Below are 926 nucleotides of genomic sequence, written 5' to 3'. Positions count from 1 at the left end.
GTGTTCTCCGGGTAACGTCATTTGTTTAACATTACGCCACAGCGCGAAGAGAATAAAAAATATCGTTTTATCGCGAGTCTATGCAAAAATGATATGGCTTACCGATCAAAACAGGTGCCCTATGCCCGCCGTTAACCTACGCCATATCGAAATTTTTCACGCGGTGATGACCACCGGTAATCTGACCGAAGCCGCGCAGATGCTGCACACCTCGCAGCCCACGGTAAGCCGCGAGCTGGCGCGGTTTGAAAAAGTGTTAGGGCTGACGCTGTTTGAGCGTACGCGCGGCAGGCTGCATCCGACGGTGCAGGGTTTGCGCTTGTTCGAAGAAGTTCAGCGCTCGTGGTACGGCCTGGACCGCATCATCAGTGCAGCGGAGAGTCTGCGGGAATTCCGCCAGGGCGAGCTGTCGATTGTCTGCCTGCCGGTCTTTTCCCAGTCGTTGCTGCCGCCGCTGATTCAGCCGTTTCTCGCCCGCTATCCCGACGTGAACCTCACTATTGTGCCGCAGGAGTCGCCGCTGCTTGAAGAGTGGCTCTCGGCACAGCGCCACGATTTAGGCCTGACCGAAACCCTGGTCACACCTGCGGGAACGGAGCGCACTGAACTGCTGTCTCTGGATGAAGTCTGCGTGCTGCCTGAGGGCCATCGCCTTGCCAGCAAAAGCGTGCTGACACCGGCAGATTTCCACGGCGAAAACTATATCAGCCTGTCACAGACCGACAGCTACCGACAGCTGCTAGATACGCTGTTCCAGGAACATCAGGTGAAACGACGGATGGTGGTGGAGACCCACAGCGCGGCGTCCATTTGCGCGATGGTGCGGGCGGGCGTGGGAATTGCGGTGGTGAATCCGCTCACGGCGCTGGACTATGCCGCAAGCGGGATTGTGATCCGCCGCTTTAGCATTTCCGTTCCCTTTACCG

The 926-nt window shown here is 57.7% G+C and carries 1 protein-coding gene; it reads left to right on the top strand.

Going from position 1 to position 926, the window contains the following annotated elements; all coding sequences use genetic code 11:
- Positions 1 to 121: 121 nt before the first annotated feature.
- Positions 122 to 926 (top strand): LysR family transcriptional regulator (locus K5E19_RS23005; RefSeq protein WP_221553245.1); only part of this gene is annotated, 805 nt, incomplete at its 3' end.

It is taken from the genome of Enterobacter sp. RIT637 (assembly GCF_019718755.1).
Classification (GTDB): domain Bacteria; phylum Pseudomonadota; class Gammaproteobacteria; order Enterobacterales; family Enterobacteriaceae; genus Enterobacter.
Note: the sequence above shows the minus strand (reverse complement) of the source record. Positions and strands in the feature narration are given on the sequence as shown.